We start from the raw sequence: 15,553 nt of genomic DNA on the forward strand, positions 1-15,553 counted from the left end.
GGATGGAACTCATACTAGACCGCTCACCCAATGTTGCCGTTATCGAGCAGCTGGTGGGCGCCATCAAGGACGCAATCGGACGCGGCGAGATCAAGCCCGGGCAACGCTTGCCGTCGATTCGCAAACTCTGCGCCACACACGACCTGAGCTACCACACGGTGGTCAGCGCCTACGAGCGCCTGGAAATCAACGGTTTTATCAGCGCCAGCCAGGGCCGTGGTTTTTTCGTCGAGGCCCAGGCCAGCAAGCCACTGGCTGCGATCCGGCTGGAGCCTCTGGAAGCCGCTGACCAGGATAACCTGAACGCCTTCTGGCGGATTTTCCACGGTGATGCCTACAGCATGAAGCTGGGTTGCGGCTGGCTACCACCAACCTGGCGCGACACCCAGGCCCTGGCGCGGATCGTGCGGCGCACTGCCAACTTCGCCCACAGCTCGCTGATCGAATACGGCGACCCGCTCGGCCACCTGCCGCTGCGCCAGAACCTGGCCCAGCACCTGCACAACAAGTTGGCGCTGACGGTCAATCCTGATCAGGTGCTCACCACACTCGGCGCCACCCAGGCCCTGGATTTGGTGATCCGCAAGCTTATTGAACCGGGCGACTGTGTGCTGGTGGACGACCCGTGCAACAGCAACCTGGTGCAGTTGCTGGCCCTGCGTGGTGCAACCGTGGTCGGTATCCCACGCCTGCCAAACGGCCCGGATATCGAGACGCTGGAAAAGGTTCTGGCCAGTCGCCCGGTCAAGGCGTTCTTCATCAACTCACAATTTCACAACCCCACCGGTTCGTCATTGAGCCCACAGAACGCCTTCCAGATTTTGCAGCTGTCCTATCAGTACGACCTGCTGTTGGTGGAAGACGATGTCTACGGCGACCTGGCCGGTGAACACGGTACGCGCCTGGCGACCCTCGACGGTTTGCGCAAGGTGATTTATATCAGCAGCTTTTCCAAAACCCTGTCCGCCAGTTTGCGGGTGGGCTATCTGGTGGCGCCGACTCACCTGATCGCCGCGCTGGCGGATTTGAAACTGCTGACCAGCGTTGCCGTGCCGAGCTTCTGCGAGCGTTTTCTCAGCGCGATCCTGTCGGATGGGATTTATGAGCGGCACCTGAACCTGGTGCAGCGCAAGTTGCAGACCCACCAGGCGATTGCCCAGGCCAGTTTCCAGCGCTGGGGTTGGGAGATTTTTCATCTGCCTGATGGCGGCTTGTTCCTCTGGGTACGTCACCCCAGGCTGAACCAAATTGACGAGTTTCTGGAGCGCGCCTACAAACACGGCATCCTGCTGGCCCCCGGTCAATTGTTCAGCGCCGATGGCCACAAGAGCAACTGGCTACGGATCAACGTGGCGCACCTGGACCCGACCAAGGCTCAGTGGCTGTTCCAGCTATAAGTCAGCCGGCAGCCACAGCACCACTAACACTCCGCCGGCGACATTGCCGATCTGCAAGCGCCCGCCGTGCAACTGCATCACTTCTTCGACGAAGTTCAGCCCCAGGCCGGTGCTTTTGCGCCCGCTGGCGGGCCGTGGCAGCGAGTAGAAGCGCTCACTCAAGCGCGGCAAGGCGTAGTCGGGGATCGCTTCAGCCTGGTTGAACAGGCTCAGCTCAATCTGCTTGTCCTGGCGCTGAGCGGTGAAGCGCAAGGTGCCGCCGGGCGGGGTGAAATCCAGGGCGTTTTCCAGCAGGTTGCCCAAGGCCTGGCGTAGCAGGAAGGGTTCACCGAACAGTCTGAGGTGCGCCGCAATGCCCTGCTCCACCTGCAAGCCGGCACTTTCGATCCGCGCACATTGTGCCTTGAGCACTTCGTCCACCAACACCGCCAGCGGCAAGGCGCTTTGTTCTTCCAAGCCCTGGCGTTGCTCGACCTGGGCCAGGTTCAGCAAGCGTTCGATCAACTGCTGCAAGCGCGCACTTTCGCTGTCGATATTGCCGACAAACCGCTGCTGCTGGGCCTGGGACATTTCCCCCTGCAACAGCTCCGCCGCGCCGCGAATCGCCGCCAGCGGGCTTTTCAATTCATGGGTCAGGGTATGCACGTAGTGCTCGACGTAGGCCTTGCCTTCCAGTTGGGTGCGCATGTGTTCCACGGCGGTGGACAGTTGTTCCAGCTCACCACCCCGATAATGCGGCAACTCGGCGCGGCGCCCTTCGCTGACCGCCTGGGCGTAGGCCGTCAACCGCCGCAGCGCCGCACTCAGCCACCAGGACAATAACGCCCCGAGCAACAAACCCAGCGCCACCAGCCCGGCGCCGTACCACAGCAAACGGCACTCGGTGCGGTCGACATAGGGTTGCAGCGAGCTGTTGGGCTTGGCCACGGTGACCACACCGATGATCTGCCCGTTATCGCGGATCGGCGCACCCACGTGCATCACCGACGAAGCCGGGTCTTCGGCATCGCTGCGGGTCGAACGGGCACCGTACTCGCCACGCAGGGTCAGGTAGACGTCGTTCCATTTCGAGTAGTCCTGGCCCACCGCTTCGCCACTGGAATCGAGCAGCACGACGCCCTTGGCGTCGGTGACGTAGATGCGATGATTGACCTGGTTTTTCGCCAGGCCCCAGATGGTCGCACCGGGCTGACGGTCGCCGTAAGCCTTGAGCACCGTCGGCCAATGACTCTGCCCGAGGGTGCCCTGCTTGACGTCGTCTCGCAGGATTTCCGCCAGCAGGTTGGCGGTGTCCACCAAGGTTTCTTCAGTGGACTGGCGCACGCCTGGGCGAATTTCCTTCATCACGGTGCTAAGCACAAAGTAGCCGGTCAGGCCGATAAACAACGCATAAACCAGAAAAATCCGCAGTCCCAGGCGCATCAGCTGTGGCTCGGGCTGTAGCTGTAGCCCAGGCCGCGATGGGTCTGGATCGGCTCAGCCTCGGCGGCAACACTACGCAATTTGCTGCGCAGGCTTTTGATATGGCTGTCGATATTGCGCTCATAACCGGCGTCCGCCGGCACGCCCACGGCATCCAGCAATTGCTCGCGGCTGAACACCCGCTCGGGTTGCTCCAGCAGGCAGTTGAGCAAGCGAAATTCATGGCGGGTAAGGTTCAGGAGCTGGCCACCGTAGCTGATTTGCACCCGCTCCTGATCCACCTGGAACCGACTGCCGTTCGCCGATGCCGCGACAGGCGCCACGCGCTTGAGGATCGCCTTCACCCGCGCCGCGACTTCCCGTGGGCTGAAGGGTTTGACCACGTAGTCGTCAGCACCGATCTCCAGGCCCACCACCCGGTCGATCTCGCCGTCGCGGGCACTGAGGAACATCACCGGCACTTCGCTGAAGCGGCGCAATTGTTTGCAGGTTTCAAAGCCGGTGATATCCGGCAGGCCGATGTCCAGGATGATCAAATCGGCCGGGGTCTGGCGCTGATGGTCCAGCGCCGCCTGGCCGAGGGTCAGCCATGTAGTGGTGAAACCTTCGCCTTGCAGGACAAAAATCAGCGTGTCGGCTATCGCCGCTTCGTCTTCGACAATCAGGATATGAGGCATGGCGTCCGAGCACTGGGGAGCAAAGGTGAACGGTGCCGGATGCCTCATCCGGCGTCAATCAGCAGTCGGGTTTGTCGGCGGTATAACGTCGGGCCGGGTTCACGGCGGCACCGAACTCACGCAGGGCCTTGGCGCCGATCAGCAGCGGGTAGTTGAAGCTGCTGCGGTCGGTCAGGTTGACCTCGACGGTGCGCTTGACGTTGCCCAGGCACATTTCCAGGTCGACCACCGGGCGTTTGGCAACGCTGGCATCATCCTTGTCTTCATCCTCGTCGGCACGGCTCTTGATCTTGCTGATGCGCGCGACCTTGTGCTCATAGACCTTGTTGCTGGCGTCCTTGCCGCTGAGGCGGAAACGTACCCAGTCCTCGCCGTCGCGGGTAAAGGTCTCGATGTCCCGGGCCGACAGCGAAGCAGTGAGCGCGCCGGTGTCCATCTTGGCCTTGAAGGTTTCACCGATTTCCGGGAGTTTGATGTACTCGTAGCGCCCGTAGAGGGTGGGCTCGGCGGCCATGACCGGCAGGGCTACGAGGGCTAACAGGGCAAGGATGGCTTTCACGTAGGAGATTTCCTTGGATAGAGTAGGCAGTGGGGTTTAGACAGTAGCCGGGGAATTGGTTCGCTTTACGCAGCATACCCTGCCACTACCCTTGCGTTTCGCCAGACCGTCCAGAACTGGGTCAACCAGCTCTGGATGGAAAAGGATGCGCGTATCCAAGCATTACGCCGCGACAGTCGTTAGCTGCCAGCGCCCCAGATACCGCTCAGGTTTTGCAACAACGAACCGCCGATGCCCTGGTCACCCAGGTACTTGAGGATCACCGGGGCGAACTGGCCAACCATGCCACTGTCCATGCCCAGGGCGCTGAACGCGGTGTTCAGGTCATTGGTGTCTTTCACATTACCCAACACACCTTCCAGGCCTGAGGTCTTGCTGCCGCCGCTCTGGCCGAGCATGCCGCTCAGAGCGCCCAGGCTGCCCAGTGCGTTATTGCCCGAGAGCTTGTCCAGGCCCGGCACACTCTTGCCCAGTTGCGAGTAGTCAGTACCGCTCAGCTGATTCTTGGCCAGACCCAACATGGCGCCGGTACCACCGACAGCCTGCTCCGGGGTCACGTTCAATTGCGAGGTCAGGGCGCCCAGCAAACCGGCGGTTTGTGACGTCGGCGCTGCGGCAGCAGCCTTATCGCCACCCTGCATGCCGGAAATGGCGTTGGCCGCGTCGTTAAGGTTAAAGCCTGCTGCAAACACCGGGCTGGCAGCCAGGGTCAACAGGCAAGACAGGGCAACACCGTGTGAAATCTTCATCGAGACAACCTCTGGATTAGGAGCTGCACCCCCACATACGGGTGAGCCGAAAGCAGGCGTTTGACTGGGCACCCTCAGAATTGTTCCGCGCCGGGCAGTACCTGCAGATTTGTTCAGAATCGAGGCTTTTCGGGAGAATTACGTCAGACAAGGCCAAACGACATCATTGGAGCTAGTATTCATTGGAGCAAAGGCTGGAACCCCTCAGTCATATCAGGGTCAATCCAGTACTGAAAAAGTTCGTAACACCCAAAAGCAAAGAGCCATCATTGGCCGTCGCCCGTAGCACTCAACCACTGTCAGGAACAGCCTAATGACTCAGTCCTCCTCCACCGTGATTGACCACAACCCCTCTTTCTGGACTCGCTCACGTCTATTCGTCGGCGTCTGCGTCGTGGTGATTGCCGGCGTCGGTGGCGCGCTCTACACCCAGGACAGCGTCAAGTCCGCCGCCACCCTGGTCAGCACCACCCAGCAACCGGCCGCGCAAATCATGGCCCACAAGGACTACCTGGAAGTCCACCCGATTGCCTCGACGGCACCGGAACCGGACCGCAGCCTGGAGCTGTGGGCACTTCCCGCTGGCGGCACACCCGTCTCCCTTGGGCTGTTGCCGGAAGATGGCAAGGGCATCATTGGCCTCAACCCGCGCCAGCAGGAAACCATCAGCGGGCCGGTGGAGTTGATGGTGAGTTCGGAAACCAAGGGTGGGTCGGTGAGCAAGCAGCCTACCGGGCCTACGGTGTATCAGGGGGCGTTGGCCATTCGCTGAGCCCCTTTCCACTGGTTGTTCACCGAGTGGGAACGCTCATACAGTTACGTTGATGCAAAAAGGGCGACCCGCGGGTCGCCCTTTTCTTTGCCTTGCGTTTACGCCGCACTAAACAACTTGTGCGGATCAATCACAAACTTCTTCGGCACGCCCGCATCGAACTCGCCATAACCACGTGGCGCGTCATCCAGGCTGATGACTTCCACGCCCACGATGTCGGCAATCTTGATGCGATCCCACATGATCGCCTGCATCAACTGGCGGTTGTACTTCATCACCGGCGTCTGCCCGGTGTGGAAGCTGTGGGACTTGGCCCAACCCAGACCGAAGCGAATGCTCAGGCTGCCCATTTTCGCGGCGGCATCCACGGCCCCTGGATCTTCGGTGACGTACAAGCCGGGGATGCCGATTTTGCCGGCAACACGCACCACGCCCATCAACGAGTTGAGTACGGTGGCCGGGGCTTCGTGCTTGACGCCGTCATGGCCGTGGCCGCGAGCTTCAAAGCCCACCGCGTCCACCGCGCAATCGACTTCCGGCTCGCCCAGCAGTGCGGCGATCTGTTCGTGCAGCGGGGTGTCCTGGGACAGGTCGGCGATTTCGAAACCCTGGGCCTTGGCGTGGGCCAGGCGGACTGGGTTGACGTCGCCGATGATCACCACTGCCGCGCCCAACAGGCGGGCTGAAGCAGCTGCGGCCAGGCCGACAGGGCCGGCACCCGCCACGTAGACGGTGCTGCCTGGGCCGACACCGGCGGTGACTGCGCCGTGATAGCCGGTGGGGAGAATGTCGGAGAGGCAAGTCAGGTCGCGGATTTTCTCCATGGCCCGGTCGCGATCCGGCAGCTTCAGCAGGTTAAAGTCAGCGTATGGCACCAGGGCGTATTCGGCCTGGCCGCCGGTCCAGTCGCCCATGTCGACATAACCATAGGCGCCGCCTGGGCGGGCCGGGTTAACGCTGAGGCAGACACCCGTGTGCATTTCCTTGCAGGAGCGGCAACGGCCGCACGCGACGTTGAACGGTACGGAGACCAGATCGCCGATTTGCAGGTTTTCGACGTCGCGACCTTTTTCAATCACTTCACCCGTGATCTCGTGGCCCAGCACCAGGCCAGTCTGGGCCGTGGTGCGGCCGCGCACCATGTGTTGGTCGGAGCCGCAGATATTGGTGGAGACCACGCGCAGGATGACGGCATGTTCAATCTTCCTGCCACGGGGGTCCTGCATTTTGGGATAGTCGATTTTCTGTACTTCGACCTTGCCGTTGCCGAGATACACGACACCACGATTACCAGACATGCTTTCACCTCGCTGTTGTTGTTATGGAACCGCGTTGCCCAGGCAGGCAGCGCGTTAAATGCTCGGGTACAGATGCTGTTTCTTGTGTTGTTTGTCAGAGCACCACGGTGCGATTGGCGTTCAAGAACACCCGCCGTTCAATGTGATACCCCACCGCCCTGGCCAACGTCTGGCCTTCGATGTCCCGTCCCTTGGCGATCAAGTCTTCCGGGTAGTGACTATGGTCCACCACCTCGACGCCCTGAGCGATGATCGGGCCTTCGTCCAGGTCGTTATTGATGTAGTGCGCGGTGGCGCCCACCAGTTTCACGCCCTTGTTGTAGGCCTGGTGATAAGGCTTGGCGCCCTTGAAACCAGGTAGCAGGGAGTGATGGATGTTGATGGCTTTGCCATCGAGCTTGCGGCACAGCTCCGGTGACAGCACTTGCATGTAGCGAGCAAGAATCACCAGCTCGGCGCCGGACTCTTCGATCACCTGCCACACCTGACGCTCCTGCGACGGCTTGTCATTGGGGTCCAGGGGGAAGTGGTAATAGGGGATCTGGTGCCAGTCGGCCAGGGGCTTGAGGTCGGGGTGGTTGGAGACCACGGCGACCACATCCATGGACAACTGACCGATACGCTGGCGGTAGAGCAAGTCGTTAAGGCAGTGATCGGCCTTGGAGACCATGATCACCACTTTGGGCCGGTAGTTTGGCGCGGTGAGTTCGAAGATCATTCCGAAGGCTTCACCGCGCTCCACCAGGCCATCGCGAAAGCCTTGTTCATCGAAGCCGTCGGGCTGGCGGAACTCCACGCGGATGAAGAAGCGGCCCGAGAGCCGGTCATCGAAGGAGTGGTGTTCGGTGACGTAGCAGCCCTGCTCGAACAGATAGCGGGTCACCGCGTCCACCGTGCCGAGCACGCTGGGGCAATCGGCGGTCAAAATCCATGTATCGGGTACGCGGCTCATACTGGAATCCTCAGGCCTTTGTGGCGAGGGGGCTTGCCCCCGTTGGGCTGCGAAGCAGCCCTGAAATCAACCACGCGGTTCTTTCAGAAAAAATGCAGTGACCTTATTGGGACCGCTGCGCGCTCCAACGGGGGCAAGCCCCCTCGCCACAACAGCCCTCTCACCACAAACGTTATGCAGCCATGTGATCAGGCTTCGACGTTCAAGCCATACTCCGCCGCCGCATCCTGCAACCACAGCCACCAGTAATCCGAGAAGCTGCGACGAATCACCAACTCCCACGTGTCTTCAGCGGTATGGCGGATCACCAATTGCGACTTGGCGAACACCGTGCCAATTGCCTTGCCCACCGGAAAGTTGTCGGGATGCACGTCGTAGCTGGTGGATTTCATCAGCACGTCGCGCACATTCGGGCCGCTAAGCTCCAGAATTTGCTGGCCGCCGCTGACATTGACGATCTGGATATGCAACTCCCCCAATGCGTCACGCAAGCTTTTCTCGGCAGCGAACTCTTCACCGCTCGGCACCACCAGCAACCACTCATCCGGGCCGAGCCATTGCAGGCTGGCTTCACCCTTGACGATCACGGCCAGGGCACCTGGCAATTCGATGCCCAGGGCCTTGTGTACGCCAGCAGCGAAAGCGGCGTCATGGCCATCGCCACGAATGGTCAGGTGGCCGAGGAGTTTCTTTTCGCGGATGGTCACACCGGCGTTCTTGCGACCCTTGCCCACCTGGCTGGCGAGGTCGGCATGGTGCAGCGACGACTCGGCCTTGGCCCCGGTGGTGGGGCGTTGTTGGTATACGTTGACTGCGGTCATATGGAGCACCTGTCTTGAATTCATGCGTCAGATATTCTGACGATCACCCTTGGGATCAAAGAACACCGAAGAAACAATCTGCGCCTCGATCACGCTGCCATCCGCCAGCGGTGCAAAAACCCGCTCGCCGATACGCTTCAAGCCGCCCTTGACCACGCCCATGGCAAACGAATAGCCGAGGGAGTTGTGGGCATAACTTGAGGTGACGTGGCCGACCATCTTCATCGGGACCGCCTGCTTGGTGTCGAACACCAGCTGCGCGCCTTCCGGCAACCACACGTTCGGATCAATCGGCTTCAAACCCACCAGTTGCTTACGCTCTTCACGCACGCAATCTTCACGGTTCATCCCGCGCCAGCCGATCCACGAGAACGGTTTGGTGCGGCCGACACACCAGCCCATGTTCAGGTCGTCGGGGGTCATCGAACCGTCGGTGTCTTGCCCAACGATGATGAAACCCTTCTCGGCCCGCAGCACGTGCATGGTCTCGGTGCCGTACGGGGTCAGGTTGTACTGCTTGCCGGCTTCGACGATCTGCTCCAGCACGCCCATGGCGTAGTCGGCCTGCACGTTGATCTCGTAGGAGAGTTCACCGGTAAACGAGATACGAAACACCCGCGCTGGCACGCCGCCTACCAGGCCTTCCTTCCAGGTCATGAACGGGAAGCCGTCCTTGTCCAGGTCGATGTCAGTGACTTCAGCCAGCAGCTTGCGGCTGTTGGGCCCGGACAGGGTCATGGTCGCCCAGTGGTCGGTGACCGAAGTGAAGTACACCTTGAGGTCTGGCCACTCGGTCTGTTGGTAGATTTCCAGCCATTGCAGCACGCGCGCAGCGCCGCCGGTGGTGGTGGTCATCAGGAAGTGGTTGTCGGCGAGGCAGGCAGTAACGCCGTCATCGAAGACCATACCGTCTTCCTTGCACATCAGGCCGTAGCGGGCCTTACCCACGTCGAGCTTGGTCCAAGCGTTGCTGTAGATGCGGTTGAGGAACTCGCGGGCATCCGGGCCTTGAATGTCGATCTTGCCCAGCGTCGACGCGTCCAGCAGGCCGACGCTATCGCGCACGGCCAGGCATTCGCGTTTCACCGCTGCGTGCAGGTCTTCACCGTTGCGCGGGAAGTACCACGGGCGCTTCCACTGGCCGACGTCTTCAAACTCGGCGCCGTTTTTCACGTGCCAGGCTTGCAGCGCGGTGTAGCGCACCGGTTCAAAGATGTGCCCACAGTGACGGCCTGCTACCGCGCCGAAAGTCACCGGTGTGTAGTTGGGGCGGAACATCGTGGTGCCCATTTGCGCGATGGTCACATTCAGCGAGCGAGCGGCAATCGCCAGACCGTTGACGTTGCCCAGTTTGCCCTGGTCGGTGCCGAAACCCAGTGCGGTGTAGCGTTTTACGTGCTCTACCGACTCGAAACCTTCGCGGGTCGCCAGTTCGATGGCGGCGGCGGTCACATCGGTTTGCAGGTCGACGAATTGCTTCGGCGCCCGTGCGGTGGTTTTCTCATGAGGCACCTGAAACAGCGCCAACGTCGGTTCTTCCAGACGGGTCAGGGCTTTGGGCAACACGCCTTCCACCGGCTGGAAACCCTCTTCGCTGGCTGCGCGCACGCCGCCTTCAAAACCGTCCGCCAGGGAATCACCGAGGCCGTAGACACCGTTGATGCCGCCGACGCACACGCGTTTTTGCGGTGCTTCGCCCGGTACAAAGCCGAGGATATCTTCACGCCAGGTCGGCTTGCCACCCAGGTGCGAGGCCAGGTGAACCACCGGGCTGTAGCCGCCGGAACTGGCCACCAGGTCGCAATCCAGCCACTCGCCGGGGCTGGTAACTTTGTGGGCCTTGACGTCAATCGCCGCCACACGGACGCCAGTAACGTGCTTGCTGCCACGGGCTTCGATCACGGCGCTGCCGGTGAGGATGCGAATACCTTTGGCGCGTGCTTCTTCAACCAACGCGCCGCGTGGGTTGTGGCGAGCGTCGGCCACAGCCACCACTGCAAGGCCGGCATCAAGCCAGTCCAGCGCGACGCGGTAGGCGTGATCGTTGTTGGTGGACAGCACCAGCTTTTTGCCCGGTGCCACGCCGTAACGGCGCACGTAAGTCGAGACTGCACCTGCCAGCATATTGCCCGGCACATCGTTGTTGCCGTAGACCAGCGGACGCTCACAGGCACCCGTCGCCAGTACCACGCGCTTGGCGCGGATGCGGTGGATACGCTGGCGTACCTGGCCAATCGGTGCGCGGTCGCCGAGGTGATCGGTAAGGCGCTCGTGAATGGTCAGGAAGTTATGGTCGTGGTAGCCGTTGACCGTGGCGCGAGGCAGCAGCAGCACGTCCGGCAAGGATTTCAGTTCGGCGATCACGCTGGCAACCCATTCGGCCGCCGGCTTGCCGTCGAGGCTTTCGCGCGAATCCAGCAGCGTGCCGCCGAACTCTTCCTGCTCATCGGCAATGATCACACGGGCACCACTACGGGCGGCGGCCAAGGCAGCAGACAGACCCGCAGGGCCAGCGCCGACAATCAGCACGTCGCAGTGACGGTTCATGTAGTCGTAGGTGTCCGGATCGTTCTCGGTCGGCGAGCGACCAAGACCTGCCGCCTTACGAATGTACTTCTCGTAGGTCATCCAGAACGATTGCGGGTACATGAAGGTTTTGTAGTAGAAACCCGGCGGCATCAGCTTGCCGCCGACCTTGCCGAGAATGCCCATCACGTCGTTATTGACGCTCGGCCAGCCGTTGGTGCTGGTGGCGACCAGGCCTTGGTAAAGCGCCTGTTGCGTGGCACGCACGTTAGGGATTTGCGTGGCTTCGGTAGCGCCAATCTGCAGCACGGCGTTGGGCTCTTCCGCACCGGCAGCGAAGATGCCGCGCGGACGCGAATACTTGAAGCTGCGACCAATGACGTCGACGCCGTTGGCCAGCAGGGCTGCGGCCAGGGTATCGCCTTCAAAGCCTTTATAGCTCTGGCCGTTGAAGGTGAAGCTCAAGACTTTGTTGCGGTCGATCCGGCCACCGTTGGACAGGCGATTGATCTGGCTCATACCTTACCTCCAGAAGCCTTGGCGGTGAATTGCGGCTTGCTGCCAATCTTGTAGGTTTCAAGAATTTCGTAGGTGACGGTGTCGCGGGTGGCGTTGAAATACTGGCGGCAACCGGCGGCGTGAATCCACAACTCATGGTGCAGGCCACGGGGGTTATCGCGAAAGAACATGTAGTCGCCCCACTGCTCGTCGGTGCAGGTATTGGGGTCCAGCGGGCGCGGAATATGCGCTTGGCCGGAGGCGTGGAATTCCTCTTCGGAGCGCAGTTCGCCACAGTGAGGACAGAAGATATGCAACATAGGAATTTCTCCTGTTAGTGGGCGACGGCCGCAGCGCCGTGTTCGTCGATCAGCGCACCGTTGTGGAAACGGTCGATGGAGAATGGAGCCGCCAACGGGTGCATTTCACCCTTGGCGAGGCTGGCGGCAAATACGTTGCCCGAGCCTGGAGTCGCTTTAAAACCACCGGTGCCCCAACCGCAGTTGAAGAACATGTTCGGCACTGGCGTCTTGGAGATGATCGGGCAGGCGTCCGGCGTGGTGTCGACGATGCCGCCCCACTGACGGTTCATGCGCACGCGGGACAACACCGGGAACATCTCGACGATGGCCTGGATGGTGTGTTCGATCACTGGGTACGAACCGCGCTGGCCGTAGCCGTTGTAGCCGTCGATACCGGCGCCAATCACCAGGTCGCCCTTGTCGGACTGGCTGATGTAGCCGTGCACGGCGTTGGACATGATCACGCTGTCGATGATGGGCTTGATCGGCTCCGACACCAGCGCTTGCAGCGGGTGGGATTCGATCGGCAGGCGAAAACCCGCGAGGCCGGCCATGTGCCCGGAGTTACCGGCAGTCACTACGCCAACGCGCTTGGCGCCGATAAAGCCTTTGTTGGTTTCGACGCCAATGCACACACCGTTTTCCTTGCGAAAACCGATCACTTCGGTTTGCTGGATCAGGTCCACGCCGAGGGCATCAGCAGCACGGGCAAAGCCCCAGGCCACGGCATCGTGACGGGCCACGCCGCCGCGACGCTGGACGGTGGCGCCCAGTACCGGATAACGGGTGTTTTTTGAGCAATCGAGGTACGGGATCTCGTCCTCTACCTGTTTGGCATTGAGCAATTCACCGTCGACGCCGTTGAGGCGGTTGGCGCTGACGCGGCGCTCGGAATCACGGATGTCCTGCAAGGTATGGCACAGGTTGTAGACGCCGCGCTGGGAGAACATCACGTTGTAGTTCAGGTCCTGGGACAGGCCTTCCCACAGTTTCATCGCGTGTTCGTACAGGTGCGCCGACTCGTCCCACAGGTAGTTGGAGCGCACGATGGTGGTGTTGCGCGCGGTGTTACCACCGCCCAGCCAGCCTTTCTCGACCACGGCCACGTTGGTGATGCCGTGCTCTTTCGCCAAGTAATAGGCAGTCGCCAGACCATGCCCGCCACCGCCGACGATGACCACGTCGTAGACCTTTTTCGGGGTCGGTGTACGCCACATTTTCTGCCAGTTTTCGTGATGGCTGAGTGAGTGTTTGAAGAGGCCGAAGCCCGAGTAGCGTTGCATAGTCATTACTCCAAAACCGCGCTCAGCGATAAACCGGGAAATCAGCGCACAGGGCGGACACATGCTTGGCGACGTTGGCCTCGACATCGGCGTCGCCGAGGTTGTCGAGAATGTCGCAGATCCAGCCGGCAAGCGTGAGGCACTGGGTCACTTTGAAACCGCGAGTAGTCACCGCCGGGGTGCCGATGCGCAGGCCCGAGGTCACGAACGGCGACTGCGGGTCGTTAGGCACGGCGTTCTTGTTGACGGTGATGTGGGCACGACCGAGGGCGGCGTCCGCCTCTTTGCCGGTAAGGCCCTGACGGATCAGGCTGACCAGAAACAGGTGGTTATCGGTACCGCCGGACACGACATCGTAGCCGCGTTTGATAAACACACCGGCCATGGCCTGGGCGTTGTCGATCACTTGCTGTTGATAGGTCTTGAAGCCGGGCTCCAGGGCTTCCTTGAAGCACACGGCCTTGCCGGCGATCACGTGCATAAGCGGCCCACCCTGGCCACCGGGGAAAACGGCTGAGTTGAATTTCTTTTCCAGCTCTTCGTTGGCTTTGGCGAGGATCAGGCCGCCACGAGGACCGCGTAGGGTCTTGTGGGTGGTGGTGGTGACCACGTCGGCGTAAGGCAGCGGGTTCGGGTACAGGCCAGCAGCGACCAAACCGGCAACGTGGGCCATGTCGACGAACAGGTAGGCGCCCACCTTGTCAGCGATCTGGCGAAAGCGTGGGAAATCTAGGGTCTTCGAATAAGCGGAGAACCCGGCGATGATCATTTTCGGCTGATGCTCGACCGCCAGGCGTTCGACTTCGTCGTAGTTGATCAGCCCGGTGTCGGTATCGATGCCGTACTGCACGGCGTTGTAGAGCTTGCCGGAGAAGCTGACCTTGGCGCCGTGGGTCAAGTGGCCGCCATGGGCCAGGCTCATGCCCAGCACGGTGTCGCCGGCTTGCAGCAGGGCGAGGAACACTGCGGCGTTGGCCTGGCTGCCGGAGTGCGGCTGGACGTTGGCGTAATCGGCGCCGAACAGCTGCTTGGCGCGTTCGATGGCCAGGGCTTCGACCTTGTCCACATGCTCGCAGCCGCCGTAGTAGCGCTTGCCCGGATAACCTTCGGCGTATTTATTGGTCAGGCCGCTGCCCTGGGCTTGCATGACACGCTTGCTGGTGTAGTTCTCTGACGCGATCAGCTCGATATGATCTTCCTGACGCTGCTCCTCGGCATTCATGGCCGCCAGCAGTGCATCGTCATAACCCTGGATCTGGTCTTGCTTGCTGAACATCGCGTCTCTCCCAGCATTTCGTCTTGTTGAGGCCCGTGCACGCGGCAGCGCCCTTTGATGCGATGGTAGGGCTGGTGCAGACAGACCAAATGCCTACGGACGCCACGCAAAGGTGCGTTTACGACATGGGTTGAGCAAATGCTATTGGGGGGGCTGACAAACTGTAGGAGCGAGCTTGCTCGCGAAAAACCTGAGGGCGCCGCGTTCAATCAGGCAGCCCGCGTTATCGTTGACGTTTTTCGCGAGCAAGCTCGCGCCTACAGGGGTCAGGCGATGATCTGACGGACGAGTAATAACAGGAGGAAATGCAACGGATAGAGGGCATACGCCCAGCGCCGCATGGCGGGCGGTGAGACGTGTCCGGCATGTCGCAACAGGACAAGCCCGGCCAATGGCGCAATCAGGCATGTCGCCAATCCCGACAGGGCGACGACATTGCCGCTATTGAGCAGGATCTGCCATTGATTGGCCGCTAGACACACCAGCCCCGGCAGCACGCTGAAATACCAGGGCCGACGAAACACCAATAGCATCGCCAACGGCAGTAACACGCCAAAGAAGCCGAACATCAGTTGCGTCGAGAAAACAGCCGCCAAAACAAGAGCGATCAGCGCCAATCCTCTATCCATGATCGCCTTCTGCTGCCATCCTCGGGCAACCAGCAACCCCAGCGCCAGAGTCGGCAGCACGTTGAGAGTGTCCGCATCGACGATGAACATCCGATACGGCACCTCACTGATCACACTGAACAGCAACAACCAACCCAAGTATCGCCACTGCCCCGTCACCGGCGCATTCCCGACCCTATGCAAATTCACCGCAATCGCCAGGCAGAACCACGGGAACGCCAAGCGCCCTGGCACATACAGTCCATCCAGGTTCAAACCGACATACCGCAGGTGATCCAGCACCATACTCAGCAGCGCCAGCCACTTGAGCAGATCGAGAGCGCCATTGCGGACGCGGCTTACAGGAATCGTTTCAGTACCGTGCATAATTCCCCAAAGACTTTGCATTAACA

14 protein-coding genes and 1 pseudogene are annotated in these 15,553 nt (G+C 61.0%); 2 read left to right on the plus strand and 13 right to left on the minus strand.

Going from position 1 to position 15,553, the window contains the following annotated elements; translation table 11 throughout:
* The first annotated feature begins 2 nt into the window (after positions 1-2).
* Entirely contained in the window at positions 3-1,397 is a 1,395-nt protein-coding gene (locus FQ182_RS00280) for a PLP-dependent aminotransferase family protein (protein ID WP_149413431.1), read from the plus strand.
* Here the strand turns inward: FQ182_RS00280 and creC are convergent.
* The 4 genes from creC to FQ182_RS00300 form a co-directional block, all read right to left on the minus strand.
* Complete coding sequence (gene creC / locus FQ182_RS00285; RefSeq protein WP_149413430.1) at positions 1,392-2,819, minus strand: two-component system sensor histidine kinase CreC; 1,428 nt, start codon at positions 2,817-2,819, stop codon at positions 1,392-1,394. The genes FQ182_RS00280 and creC overlap by 6 nt on opposite strands.
* On the minus strand, positions 2,819-3,496 hold the full coding sequence (gene creB / locus FQ182_RS00290; RefSeq protein ID WP_149413483.1) for a two-component system response regulator CreB: 678 nt from the start codon (positions 3,494-3,496) through the stop codon (positions 2,819-2,821). Before creB ends, creC begins: the two co-directional genes overlap by 1 nt.
* 58 nt (positions 3,497-3,554) lie before the next feature.
* Positions 3,555-4,055, minus strand: coding sequence for an ATP-dependent zinc protease (locus FQ182_RS00295; protein WP_149413429.1), 501 nt, complete (start codon positions 4,053-4,055; stop codon positions 3,555-3,557).
* Between the two features lie 179 nt (positions 4,056-4,234).
* A complete protein-coding gene (locus FQ182_RS00300) occupies positions 4,235-4,804 on the minus strand; it encodes a DUF2780 domain-containing protein (protein ID WP_149413428.1) in 570 nt (189 codons plus the stop codon).
* Between the two features lie 313 nt (positions 4,805-5,117).
* Between FQ182_RS00300 and FQ182_RS00305 the strand changes: the two genes are divergently transcribed.
* Positions 5,118-5,576, plus strand: a complete 459-nt coding sequence (locus FQ182_RS00305) for an anti-sigma factor domain-containing protein (protein WP_149413427.1) — start codon at positions 5,118-5,120, stop codon at positions 5,574-5,576.
* A gap of 98 nt (positions 5,577-5,674) precedes the next feature.
* Here FQ182_RS00305 and fdhA read toward each other — a convergent pair whose 3' ends face one another.
* From fdhA to FQ182_RS00350, 9 genes and pseudogenes are all read right to left on the minus strand, one after another.
* Entirely contained in the window at positions 5,675-6,874 is a 1,200-nt protein-coding gene (fdhA, locus tag FQ182_RS00310) for a formaldehyde dehydrogenase, glutathione-independent (protein ID WP_149413426.1), read from the minus strand.
* 94 nt (positions 6,875-6,968) lie between these two features.
* Positions 6,969-7,826: a formyltetrahydrofolate deformylase gene (gene purU, locus FQ182_RS00315; RefSeq protein ID WP_149413425.1), complete on the minus strand. Its 858-nt coding sequence runs from the start codon at positions 7,824-7,826 to the stop codon at positions 6,969-6,971.
* 188 nt (positions 7,827-8,014) lie between these two features.
* Positions 8,015-8,647, minus strand: a complete 633-nt coding sequence (locus FQ182_RS00325; protein WP_149413424.1) for a sarcosine oxidase subunit gamma — start codon at positions 8,645-8,647, stop codon at positions 8,015-8,017.
* Positions 8,648-8,674: 27 nt separating this feature from the next.
* Entirely contained in the window at positions 8,675-11,692 is a 3,018-nt protein-coding gene (locus FQ182_RS00330; RefSeq protein ID WP_149413423.1) for a sarcosine oxidase subunit alpha, read from the minus strand.
* A complete protein-coding gene (locus tag FQ182_RS00335) occupies positions 11,689-11,991 on the minus strand; it encodes a sarcosine oxidase subunit delta (RefSeq protein ID WP_149413422.1) in 303 nt (100 codons plus the stop codon). Before FQ182_RS00335 ends, FQ182_RS00330 begins: the two co-directional genes overlap by 4 nt.
* Before the next feature lie 14 nt (positions 11,992-12,005).
* Positions 12,006-13,256 (minus strand): sarcosine oxidase subunit beta, encoded by a 1,251-nt coding sequence (locus FQ182_RS00340; protein WP_133102516.1) that lies wholly within the window; start codon positions 13,254-13,256, stop codon positions 12,006-12,008.
* Positions 13,257-13,278: 22 nt separating this feature from the next.
* On the minus strand, positions 13,279-14,532 hold the full coding sequence (glyA, locus tag FQ182_RS00345; protein WP_133102345.1) for a serine hydroxymethyltransferase: 1,254 nt from the start codon (positions 14,530-14,532) through the stop codon (positions 13,279-13,281).
* Between the two features lie 159 nt (positions 14,533-14,691).
* Positions 14,692-14,781 (minus strand): annotated as a pseudogene (locus tag FQ182_RS30640) (outer membrane lipoprotein carrier protein LolA); the annotation flags it as partial.
* Between the two features lie 17 nt (positions 14,782-14,798).
* Positions 14,799-15,527 (minus strand): TraX family protein, encoded by a 729-nt coding sequence (locus FQ182_RS00350; RefSeq protein WP_149413482.1) that lies wholly within the window; start codon positions 15,525-15,527, stop codon positions 14,799-14,801.
* Positions 15,528-15,553: the final 26 nt, after the last annotated feature.

Origin of the sequence: Pseudomonas sp. ANT_H4, from assembly GCF_008369295.1 — a bacterium.
GTDB lineage: Bacteria > Pseudomonadota > Gammaproteobacteria > Pseudomonadales > Pseudomonadaceae > Aquipseudomonas.

Excerpts from the sequence above, each read along its gene's own strand:
- FQ182_RS00305 (WP_149413427.1), top strand. The coding sequence starts at position 5,118 with ATGACTCAGTCCTCCTCCACCGTGATTGACCACAACCCCTCTTTCTGG.
- creB (WP_149413483.1), bottom strand. The coding sequence starts at position 3,496 with ATGCCTCATATCCTGATTGTCGAAGACGAAGCGGCGATAGCCGACACG.
- fdhA (WP_149413426.1), bottom strand. The coding sequence starts at position 6,874 with ATGTCTGGTAATCGTGGTGTCGTGTATCTCGGCAACGGCAAGGTCGAA.
- FQ182_RS00350 (WP_149413482.1), bottom strand. The coding sequence starts at position 15,527 with ATGCACGGTACTGAAACGATTCCTGTAAGCCGCGTCCGCAATGGCGCT.
- purU (WP_149413425.1), bottom strand. The coding sequence starts at position 7,826 with ATGAGCCGCGTACCCGATACATGGATTTTGACCGCCGATTGCCCCAGC.
- FQ182_RS00340 (WP_133102516.1), bottom strand. The coding sequence starts at position 13,256 with ATGCAACGCTACTCGGGCTTCGGCCTCTTCAAACACTCACTCAGCCAT.
- FQ182_RS00300 (WP_149413428.1), bottom strand. The coding sequence starts at position 4,804 with ATGAAGATTTCACACGGTGTTGCCCTGTCTTGCCTGTTGACCCTGGCT.
- glyA (WP_133102345.1), bottom strand. The coding sequence starts at position 14,532 with ATGTTCAGCAAGCAAGACCAGATCCAGGGTTATGACGATGCACTGCTG.
- FQ182_RS00330 (WP_149413423.1), bottom strand. The coding sequence starts at position 11,692 with ATGAGCCAGATCAATCGCCTGTCCAACGGTGGCCGGATCGACCGCAAC.
- FQ182_RS00335 (WP_149413422.1), bottom strand. The coding sequence starts at position 11,991 with ATGTTGCATATCTTCTGTCCTCACTGTGGCGAACTGCGCTCCGAAGAG.
- FQ182_RS00325 (WP_149413424.1), bottom strand. The coding sequence starts at position 8,647 with ATGACCGCAGTCAACGTATACCAACAACGCCCCACCACCGGGGCCAAG.
- FQ182_RS00280 (WP_149413431.1), top strand. The coding sequence starts at position 3 with ATGGAACTCATACTAGACCGCTCACCCAATGTTGCCGTTATCGAGCAG.
- creC (WP_149413430.1), bottom strand. The coding sequence starts at position 2,819 with ATGCGCCTGGGACTGCGGATTTTTCTGGTTTATGCGTTGTTTATCGGC.